General features: G+C 58.0%; 11 protein-coding genes. 6 read left to right on the forward strand and 5 right to left on the reverse strand.

Annotation, left to right across the window (positions count from 1 at the left end; translation table 11 throughout):
- Window positions 1–131: 131 nt before the first annotated feature.
- From K1Y02_22170 to K1Y02_22185, 4 genes are all read right to left on the reverse strand, one after another.
- Window positions 132–1,265 carry a hypothetical protein gene (locus K1Y02_22170; GenBank protein MBX7259085.1) on the reverse strand — a complete coding sequence of 378 codons (1,134 nt, stop codon included), beginning with the start codon at window positions 1,263–1,265 and terminating at the stop codon, window positions 132–134.
- Window positions 1,266–1,347: 82 nt separating this feature from the next.
- On the reverse strand, window positions 1,348–2,070 hold the full coding sequence (locus K1Y02_22175; protein MBX7259086.1) for a zinc metallopeptidase: 723 nt from the start codon (window positions 2,068–2,070) through the stop codon (window positions 1,348–1,350).
- A gap of 17 nt (window positions 2,071–2,087) precedes the next feature.
- Window positions 2,088–2,819, reverse strand: coding sequence for a polymer-forming cytoskeletal protein (locus K1Y02_22180; GenBank protein MBX7259087.1), 732 nt, complete (start codon window positions 2,817–2,819; stop codon window positions 2,088–2,090).
- Window positions 2,820–2,821: 2 nt separating this feature from the next.
- Window positions 2,822–3,757 carry an AAA family ATPase gene (locus tag K1Y02_22185; GenBank protein MBX7259088.1) on the reverse strand — a complete coding sequence of 312 codons (936 nt, stop codon included), beginning with the start codon at window positions 3,755–3,757 and terminating at the stop codon, window positions 2,822–2,824.
- 295 nt (window positions 3,758–4,052) lie between these two features.
- Here K1Y02_22185 and lipA point away from each other — a divergent pair, with 295 nt between their 5' ends.
- The 6 genes from lipA to lipB all read left to right on the forward strand — a co-directional run bounded on the left by lipA (window position 4,053) and on the right by lipB (window position 9,142).
- Window positions 4,053–4,943 (forward strand): lipoyl synthase, encoded by an 891-nt coding sequence (gene lipA / locus K1Y02_22190; protein MBX7259089.1) that lies wholly within the window; start codon window positions 4,053–4,055, stop codon window positions 4,941–4,943.
- A 41-nt stretch (window positions 4,944–4,984) separates the two neighbouring features.
- A complete protein-coding gene (locus tag K1Y02_22195) occupies window positions 4,985–5,224 on the forward strand; it encodes a hypothetical protein (GenBank protein ID MBX7259090.1) in 240 nt (79 codons plus the stop codon).
- A 147-nt stretch (window positions 5,225–5,371) separates the two neighbouring features.
- A complete protein-coding gene (locus K1Y02_22200) occupies window positions 5,372–6,649 on the forward strand; it encodes a homoserine dehydrogenase (GenBank protein MBX7259091.1) in 1,278 nt (425 codons plus the stop codon).
- Window positions 6,650–6,688: 39 nt separating this feature from the next.
- Complete coding sequence (thrC, locus tag K1Y02_22205; GenBank protein ID MBX7259092.1) at window positions 6,689–7,786, forward strand: threonine synthase; 1,098 nt, start codon at window positions 6,689–6,691, stop codon at window positions 7,784–7,786.
- Window positions 7,787–8,458 (forward strand): HAD-IA family hydrolase, encoded by a 672-nt coding sequence (locus K1Y02_22210; protein ID MBX7259093.1) that lies wholly within the window; start codon window positions 7,787–7,789, stop codon window positions 8,456–8,458.
- A 36-nt stretch (window positions 8,459–8,494) separates the two neighbouring features.
- On the forward strand, window positions 8,495–9,142 hold the full coding sequence (gene lipB / locus K1Y02_22215; protein MBX7259094.1) for a lipoyl(octanoyl) transferase LipB: 648 nt from the start codon (window positions 8,495–8,497) through the stop codon (window positions 9,140–9,142).
- A gap of 19 nt (window positions 9,143–9,161) precedes the next feature.
- On the opposite strand, the gene K1Y02_22220 is transcribed toward lipB, so the two are convergent.
- Window positions 9,162–10,309, reverse strand: a 1,148-nt coding sequence (locus K1Y02_22220; GenBank protein MBX7259095.1) for an anion permease, incomplete at its 5' end; no start/stop codon positions are given.

A 10,309-nucleotide genomic window follows, 5' to 3' on the forward strand; every position in this document is an offset into this window, starting at 1 on the left:
GCCAAAGGGCGCAAGGTTGCCGCGAAGTCGGCGTAATCTCTCGCCGTTAGCATCACAGTGTTTTAGAGCCGCTGAACCGCCAAGGTTTGGCGGCTCTTCATTTCTTCAGAAAGCAGAAAGCGAATGACAACTCAGGGCGCCGCTATGGATGCCATGATGGCGCGATCCATCACCGTATGCGGATCGACATGAAATCCGTTGAACTTGGCGGCGCTTAGCCGGTCGATGAGGGTTCCCATGCGTCCGGAGTAGGAAAGCTTGAGCTTCGCAAGGTCTGCGGAGGTGTAGGCCGTTTCCACCGACTTCATGCCCGGGAGTTTCTGGAGGAGTGCAACGATTGAGTCGAGCCTTTCTTTCTCTCCCAGTCTGTCAATCGTTAGCGTTACCGCGTCGCCGGCTTGGGTGCTAACCATGCCGATAACGGAGGCCGACATCACCTCGCCGAATACCTTATCCGCGGCGTCTTGAAGCGCTTGGTTCGCCCCTTCCGAAATCTTGGCACCGTTCACAATGGCCTGCGTCGCGGGTTCCGCGAGTACTGCACCATCGATGGCGCGTATCACACGCAGACTGAGATCGGTCGTGATCTTGTTGACGTTGGAACCCGGAACGGTGGGTTCCGACGTGACTGCCGCATGTCCGGCGACAATGATGTCTGCGCTGTAGTGCCTGCCCACGGCCGCAATCTCTTCGGGGGCCTGCGTCTCCAAATCGGAAAGCGTTTCGTCGGATCGATCTTCTCTGAGGGTATCCGAGTCGACGATGTCGAACCGTGCTTTGCGCAGCGCATCACCCAGTTTGCGCTCGGCCGCTCCCAGACGTGCCGCCTCATCGGGAGGCCGCTTCCCTCCTTTCTCCACGATGAAAAGGACTACGCGCGGAGGATCGGCATACGTGCGCAGTACCTGTGACGATGCATCGGCGAGAATGTTGGCCTCCAGCAATCGCCCTTCGATTTCAACCTGAGTCGCGTCATTTAGATGGGTCTCTCCCACAACCGCATACGATTCGAAGTAGGCGGGGGCATTCTCCAAGATCGTCGCGAATTGGGAGAAGTCGCGCGACGGAACCAGTTGCTCCAGCCGCTCCATGACGAGATTGGTCAGCGCATTGAGAATGGCGGCATCGCGCGCATCCGGGCCAGCGCCTTGCGCCGCCCCTTCGCCATGCACGACACCTTTGGGCGGCGAGGATTCCGCGGCAGAGCAGGCGATTGCCGCTGCTTGAATGCACAATCCGGCAATGATGATTCGATAACGTGTCATACCAACTGCATTCTAACTGAAAGGTCCCTGAGGCAGCCAAATGCGCCTCAGGGACCGAGCTTAGCAACACAACTCTCGTTGGTTAGTCTCTATTGCGGGCGATGATAAGCAAGCGAACCAGTTCAAGTATCGCGACGGCGGCAGCGGCCACGTAGGTCCACGCAGCGGCGGACAAGACCTTCCGCGCGCCATGCAACTCGTCATCCGTCAAGTAGCCACCGTGCGCCAGCGCCTTCAATGCGCGGCTGCTCGCGTTGAACTCGACCGGCAGCGTGATCAGGGTGAACACCACGGCAAACGAGAACAACAGAATGCCGAGAGTCAGGAGCGGGCCGATTCCCAGGAACAGACCGCCCAGAAGCAGCGGCCACGAGAGTGTCGACGAAATGCTCGATATCGGGTAGATGGCATTTCGCCACATCAACGCCGAATACGCATTGGCATGCTGTATCGCGTGGCCAACTTCGTGCGCGGCAATACCCAGCGCGGCAACGCTCTGTCCGTGATAGACCGCATCCGAAAGACGCAACGTTCTATCGCGCGGATCGTAGTGGTCCGTGAGTTCGCCAGGAATCGCTTCAAGTCCAACAACCGTACCGCGTGCCGCAGCGGGATTTGCAGCCAAACCGATGTTCGAGTCGCGCAGAATCAGGCGAGCGACATCGGCTCCCGTAAGTCCGGAACGCGTTCCTACCTGCGAGTATGTCGCATACGTAGACTTGACTTTCCACTGCGCCCATATGCTTAGAATCAAGCCGGGGATAATGAGCAGAAATGTCGGGTCGTAAAACATGGGCATTGGCATGCTCGCAATCCTCCTTGCTACTGTGGCTTCGCATCTCCACGTTGGGCAGGCGCACGCATCGTGCACTGCCCATTGAAATGCGCACCATCTTCTATAACAAGTCGGCGGGCACGAATATTGCCCGTAAGCTTCGCAGACGAGTAGAGGCGGACAATGCCACCTGTCGTAACATTTCCAAATACTTGGCCTGCAACGTTTACTTCTTTGCCGCCCACGCAATCGGCGTTCAACCTGCCGGTCTTGCCGAGTTCCAAGTCTTCCGAACACTCGACGCGGCCTTCCACGAGTCCGTCGACGCGGCACGAGGTCGCGCGCACGTTGCCGCTGACCAGGGCGCTGGCGGCAAGATAAAGTTGACCATCGACGGTGACGTCGCCGTCGACCTTGCCCGCAATTTCCGACTCTGAGCCGCCGGAGAGCGAACCTTCGATGATTACGCCTTCGGGTACAACCATCCGGTGAAGTTTGATGTTGCGGGCGCGGCGTATGGCAAGATCGTCCGCGGTAACGTTGGGATCGTCGCCCGCTTCCTCTGCCGGAGCGCGCATCTTGCCCTGACCACGATTCGTCTGCAGGACGTCCTGAAAGGCTTGATTCATACGGCCGATGAGCGATTCTCGCTTGGAAGCTCTAGCGAGCGCCTCGTAGGTGTCATCGCCATCCGAGACTTCTTCAACGGCTGGCTTTTGTTCTTCCGCGGGACGGCCAAACAGACTGTTTTGTTTCTTCGGTTCAGATCGATCTAACACGGCTAGAAGTATCCAAGTCGGTTGGCGATATCGGTCACACACGCCGATATCTTTTGTTTCGGGTGACTCACCACAAAGGGCGCCCCTGCGTTTATGGCTTCAGGGACGCATTTATCGAAGTAAAGGAATCCGAGGTTCTCGCATTCCACCATGAGCTGCTGACGAGCCATACGCGCCAGAATGTTTGCGGCGATTTGCGCTTCATACGAGTTACGCGCGCGATTGACCACGACCCGGGGTGTCAGAGTTCTGGCGATGGCAACAATTTCACCACAGATCTTCTTCCTGACGTCTTCGTCGAAAAGTTCCGATGTGCGAATGCTCTCGACGAAATCGCGGAGCGTCTCGGTTCGCTTGAGTAGCACGGCAAGCTCGGGGCTCTGGTAGAAACGTTCAATCTTGCGGTACAGCGCCGCGCGAATGAACTTGAACGCGTTGTCGATGCTCGTCTTTTCCGGGGTAATTACAAGCACGCCGTTCGTGTCCGTGATGAGAAAGAAGTCCAAAGTGCCCAGATGCGCGCCGGCATCCAGGTCAACAATGACCAGGTCGGCCTCCAGGGAATTTAACTCACGGATGAGCGCCTGCTTCTGCTGGTACTTGGGATTCGCTACGTCAATCAGGCCGGACGTGCCGGGAATGACCCGCAGATTCTCATATTGCGTGTCGGCGACGACAGCCTGAATGTTCTTGGCGCCCTTCTGGTAAAAGAAATCGTCCAGGCGTGTCTCGGAACGCGTACCGAGGACGGTCTCGACGTTCGAACACGTCAGATCGGCGTCTACGAGGATAACCCGCCACCCTTTTCGAGCGACTTCGACGGCGAGATTGACCGCAAAGCAAGTCTTCCCTACGCCGCCTTTACCCCCACCTATAACTAAAACCTCGGGCGCCGTCTTCTGCACCCGGGGAACTGCATGCTCCTCAATGGCTCGCATGGATACTCCTGTATCACCGCCACCGGCGTCAGTAGGCAGCTTTGGCAACGGTCAAAGCCTATCACAGGGGGAAAGGCTTCGTCAACCTAAGAAAGTGCGTAACTTCCTGATTTTCAGAGGGCTAGCGAGACTGGAGGGTACCGGGAACGGGGGCTTGCCCTGACCTGCCGGAGGGTTCCATCGTCCGAACGGCGGGTAAGAACCGGATCACCTTTTACTTTAATTTGTCAAGAGGTAAATGATATACTCGCTTCCGCGTTGTCTATCGTGCAGAGCATTTGGATAGAGGCAGATCGTGCAGACCCGATTCCCAGAATGGATCCGTCGCTCGTGGGCCTCGGGAAACGATTTTTCGTTTACCCGGGGTCTGGTGGAGGACCTCTCCCTGCATACGGTCTGCCAGAGTGCCCGCTGTCCGAACATGGCGGAGTGTTGGCAGCGCCGGACAGCCACCTTGATGGTTCTTGGGAACACCTGCACAAGGAATTGCAGGTACTGTTCCGTTCCAAGTGGAAAGCCGGAGCCACCGGACCCGGAAGAGCCTCTTCGGGTCGCTGCCGCCGTGCGGGATATGAACCTAAAGCACTGCGTGATTACCTCTGTCACCCGGGATGACTTGCCCGATGGCGGCGCGCAGCACATCGCGGATACGGTCCGGTCGATCCGAAGTCTGTGTCCCGAGACCACAATTGAGTTGCTGGTCCCGGATTTTGAAGGCGATGAGCACGCCATAGAGATCGTGTTGACGTCGCAGCCGGAAGTATTCAGCCACAACATCGAGACGGTGGAACGGCTTTATCCGGCGGTACGCAGCAGGCGATATACCTATCGTATGGCGCTTGGCGTTCTCCGCCAAGGCAGCGTGCATCGGCCGAAGCCGATCATCAAATCGGCATTCATGGCCGGACACGGCGAGACGAAAGATGAAGTTCGACAGACGCTATGCGACTTGTTGGAAGCGGGTTGCGAAGCGGTGAGTATTGGGCAGTACTTGAGGCCGACGCCGAAGCAGCGCGAGGTCGCAGAGTATGTGACTCCAGAGGTGTTCCAGGAGTTCGAAGCCCTGGCGATTGAGTTGGGATTCCAATTCGCGGTCGCGGGGCCTTTTGTTCGGAGTTCGTATCGTTCCGAGGAGTTGATGCAGACGCGCTTTGCGCGTGAGCGGATGGACGTGGTAACGGGTTAGCACACGATGTGTGCTTGCAGAACGGATGGAGAGAAGGTCTGATGACCTATGAAGTCAAATTGCCCAGTCTTGGGCAGGATGCCGCGGATACAGCGACGATCTCGTATTGGTTGGTCGAAGAGGGGGATAAGGTGAAAGAGGGGGAAGACCTCGTCGAAATGACGACGGACAAGGCCGCCTTCATCGTTCCGAGTCCCAAAGGCGGCGTGTTGATTGAGAAGCTCGTGCAGGAAGGCGACGAGATTTCCGTCGGCGACGTAGTCTGCGTGTTGGAGGTGTAGAACGTTCTGCGTTCGGCCCGCTCTGTGAGTCCGCGTTTGAGTCGTGTTTGAATCGCGGACTGCGTCTATTCGTAGGGCCGGCCAGCGGTATCGGAAACGAGCGGTCTTGTAGATAGGCCGCTTTATCCTTTTTGGGAGAATGAAGCCATGGCAATTGGAGTTGGGGTCATCGGTGCCGGAACAGTGGGCGGCGGTGTCATTAAGACGTTGCGGGAGTCCCCGGACCGCATCACGCGACGCGCGGGAGCCGATGTGGCGTTGACGCACGTTGCAGACCTCAGACCCGACCTGGAGCAGGCGTTTGACTTGCAGGGAGTCTCGGTCAGCAAAGACGCCATGGCCTTGATTGACGATCCCAATGTGCAGGTCGTGTGCGAACTGATTGGAGGCGTCGAGCCTGCCAAGAAGTTCATCTTGAAAGCCCTTGCCTCGGGAAAGCACGTCGTGACCGCCAACAAAATGCTCCTGGCTAAGCACGGCCCCGAATTGTGCGAGGCGGCGATTAAGGGCGGCGCCGAACTACGGTTTGAGGCGGCGGTCGCGGGCGGGATCCCCATCCTAAAAGCTCTGCGCGAAGGCCTGGCCGCAAACCACATTGAGTTCGTGTACGGCATTCTCAACGGGACCTGCAACTACATTCTGAGCCGAATGACCTACGAAGGTCTGGAATTTGAGGCCGCGTTGAGTCAAGCCCAGGCACTCGGCTTTGCCGAAACTCCGCCTGACTTGGACATCGAGGGTCACGACACGGCGCACAAGTGCCAGATTGTCGCTTCGATGTGCTATTCGACCAAGGTAAACCTCGAGGATATTCACGTGGAAGGCGTCACGAAAGTGACCCACGCCGATGTCGCCTATGCGCGCGAGTTGGGCTACCTAATCAAACTCCTGGCAATTGTTCGCTCGGACAATGGGGAGATTGAGGCCCGCGTTCACCCCACGCTCGTGCCGGAAGACCATCTCCTTGCGTCGGTGCGCAACGAATTCAATGCGATTTACGTGAAGGGCGACGTGGCGGATGCTACGCTCTACTACGGACGCGGCGCGGGCCGCATGCCCACGGCAAGCGCAGTCCTGGCAGATATCATTGACATCGCGCGGCGTGGCAACGGTCCGGTGCCTCCCCCATTCTCGTATTCGCAATCGAGAAGCCTGCGCGGCATGGGCGACATTCACTCGCGCTATTACCTGCGGATGACGACGATGGATAAACCCGGAGTCTTGGGAAAGATCTGCACGTCTTTGGGTAAGAACGGAGTGAGCATTGCATCGTGTATGCAAAAAGAGAAACACGAAGCGGACCGGGTCCACATCGTGTTGATGACGTATGATGCCAAAGAATCGGACATGCGCGCGGCGTTGAACGAGATCGACTCGCTGGACGTAGTGCGCGAGCCTACACACTTGCTTCGGGTTTTGGAATAGACTACGCGCCGGACGAGGAGCGGAGTTGGAGAGCGAACGATGTTGAACAGGGGAATCATCGAGCGATACAGGCAGTATCTTCCGGTCACGGAAAGGACCTGCGTCATCACGCTGAATGAAGGGTCCACGCCGTTGGTGCCCGCGCGCAATCTGAGCGCGGCCATTCATCCCAAGCTCGAAATCTGGCTGAAGTACGAGGGACTGAACCCTACGGGCAGCTTCAAGGATCGAGGCATGACGATGGCCATCACGAAGGCCGTCGAGGATGGATTCAAAGGGGTCATCTGCGCGTCGACCGGCAACACATCGGCATCCGCGGCGGCATACGCCGCGCGTGCGCGTATCGCGTGTGCGGTGTTGATACCTGAGGGGAAGATCGCATTCGGAAAGCTCTCGCAGGCGATGATTCACGGCGCCAAAGTCATTCAGATCAAAGGCAATTTCGACGAGGCGCTGAAACTGGTCATCGAGATTACGAAGAATCACCCGATTCAGTTGGTGAACTCGGTCAATCCGTATCGTATCGAGGGCCAGAAGACCGGTTCGTTCGAAATCATCGACGACTTCGAAGGCTATGCGCCCGATTATCACGCGCTCCCCGTCGGCAATGCTGGCAATATCAGCGCCTACTGGAAGGGCTACAAGGAGTACCACGAAGCGGGTAAGAGCAAGAACCTGCCGCGCATGCTTGGTTTTCAGGCGGCGGGCGCCGCGCCCATCGTGTTGGGGCATCCGGTGGAACAGCCGCAGACATTCGCCACGGCAATCCGGATCGGAAACCCGGCAAGCTGGAAGACAGCGGTCCAGGCGCGCGATGAGTCGGGCGGCGTGATCGGAATGGTCACTGACCACGAGATCCGTGAAGCGTACAAGATGCTTGCTTCGATGGAAGGCGTGTTTTGCGAACCCGCGAGTGCGGCAAGTATCGCGGGATTGATCAAACTGGCGGCCAACGGATTCTTCGACGATGCCAAGCCTATCGTGGGCGACCGCGTTCGGGTCGTGTGTATTCTGACGGGTCACGGCTTGAAGGACCCCGATAGCGCCATCAAGTCCGCGGAACAACCGCAGACCGTGGATGCGTCCGAGGAAGCTGTTTTGGAGGTAATGGGCCTCCGTGAGGAAGTGCAGGTCTAGATGACTCAGAAAAAGTATGCGCTGATTTTCGACATGGACGGCGTCCTTGCGGACACCGAGCCGTTGATTGCGCGGGCAAGTATCGACATGTTTCGCGAATTGTACGGCGTGGAACTGACGGCCGAAGATTTTCGTCCGTTCATTGGCACGGGCGCGGTCCGCTACGTTGAAGGCCCCGCCGAGAAGATTGGACTCAAGATCGACCTTAAGAGAGCGTTGGAAGTACGCTTCCGTAATTTCTCTGCACTCTTGGACGCGGGCGAATGTCGTCCGTGCCCCGGCGCGATCGAACTCGTGCGCGCCGCGGCAGATAGCGGCGAGTGGAACCTTGCCATCGCCACGTCTAGTCCGACGGATAAGGCCAACGTCACGCTTAACGCGATTCAGGCGCCGGTCGACAAATTCGACGTCATCATCACCGGTGACATGGTGACGCACAAGAAGCCGCATCCGGAAATCTACATCGCAGCGCAAAATGCGGTGGGCCTCCCCTGCTCTCAGTGCTTGGTCGTCGAAGACGCCGTCACGGGCGTGCAATCGGCGAAATCGGCCAATCTCCGTTGTCTGGCGGTGACGTCGAGTTTCCGCGCGAGTGACTTGAGCCTCGCGGATTGCATTGTGGACTCCCTTGAGCACGTGACACTAGACACGTTGCGGAAGGTGTTGGAGTGAGTTCTGCCTGGCACTCTCTCGCAATCAAGAGTGGCTATGGATCGGACGATTGAGACCATTCGGATCGCTGGGCCTGTCTCGTACGCTGACCTGTACAATCGGCAGATTAGGCGGCGCAGCGAAGTGGAAGCCGGGCAGGCGGGCAATGCCTTGTTCCTCTTGGAACACCTTCCGGTTATTACCCTTGGCCGCAATTTCCAGTCGCAGAACCTCCTGAAAAGCGAGTCCGAGTTGCAGTCTCTCGGATTTGAGCTGTGCCGGGTTGATCGCGGAGGCGATGCCACCTACCACGGGCCGGGGCAACTTGTAGCCTATCCCATTCTGAACCTCAATGCGTGGAATCCCTCTATCAAATGGTACTTGCGCACGTTAGAGAGCGTATTGATCGCCCAACTTGCGGAGTACGGGCTTGATGCAGAGCGCGTGGAGGGTTACACCGGCGTTTGGGTGGGCGGGGCGAAGGTCGCCGCAATCGGCGTTGGACTTCACGGCTGGGTGACATTCCACGGCATCGCGTTGAATGTCGACCCGGATATGACTCACTTCACCTACATCATTCCATGCGGAATCGCTGACAAACCCGTGACGTCGCTGCGGCAACTGCTCGGAACCCCACCGCCGATGGAACAAGTGATGGATGATTTTGAGTGGCATTTCCGAAAGGTGTTTGGCGAATGCCGCTAATTCTGTCGCTTCGCCCCGTTCAGAAACTCCAGACAAATGGAATCAGCGAGACAGCGGTGATAAACACGACGAAGTCGAGCGGAAGGCCCACTTTGAGGAAATCGCTGAAACGGTAGCCGCCAGGTCCGTAGACCATGAGGTGAGTCTGGTAGCCGATGGGCAGCGCAAAGGCGGCAGATGCCGCAATCGTAACCGCCATCACAAAGGGGCGTGGGTGAACCCCCATTTCTCCGGCCATCGCGACAGCAAATGGATAGATGAGGACGGCCGCGGCATTGTTGCTAATAAGTTCCGTCGCGACGTTCGTCATAAGGTAGACCACAACCAACACCGCGAACGGACCCAGCACTCCCGCGTGCTGCACGACATTGTGCGCGATGTTCTCCACAAGGCCGGAGTTTTCCATGCCCTTTCCAATTCCGAATGATGCGGCGATGGTTATGAGAGTCTGCCAGTCGATGCTCTCTCGCGCGTCCGACGAAGAGATGCAGCGCGTCAGGATCATAAGCCCTGCTACCAGGAAGGCCGCTGGCGCAGTTCCAACCCACTCCGTAACGAGCAGACCAATAAGCAGTGCGAGCAGCACAAGCGACAAGAGAGCGCGATCATGGCGCACGGGGCGCGAATCGGTCACTCCGCTGACGAGGTAGAAGTCGGCGTTATTGCGGTGCGCTTCCGCAAAGTGTGGCCCGGTTTGGAGGAGCAGCGTGTCACCATTTCGAAGGACGATGTCCCCCACTCTTCCTTCCAGACGTTCGCCCCCGCGATGCACGGCGACAACCGCCGCGTTGTATACGGCGCGGAAGTTGGCCTCGCGAATACTCTTCCCGACGAGCGGCGACTTGTTGGAGATGACGGCCTCGCAGAGCATGTGGCCCCTGCGCAACGCAGCGCGAGTCTCATATCCCTCATCGGCAACAGGCACAAGTCCCGGGATACGTTCCAAGTCCACAATCGTGTTCACGACGCCGGTAAACGTGAGAACGTCATTCTCTTCCAGAAGCTGGTCAGGTCCTACCGGCGCGATGAGCTGCTCGTCGCGCACGATCTCGATCAGGAAGAGTCCCGGCAGGTGGCGCAACCCTGCTTCTTCGACGCGTTGGCCGACCAAGCGGCATCCCGGCTGAATTTTCAGGTCGATCAGGTATTCGCGCATGGACGCACCCA

This window comes from Candidatus Hydrogenedentota bacterium (assembly GCA_019695095.1).
Taxonomy (GTDB): domain Bacteria; phylum Hydrogenedentota; class Hydrogenedentia; order Hydrogenedentales; family SLHB01; genus JAIBAQ01.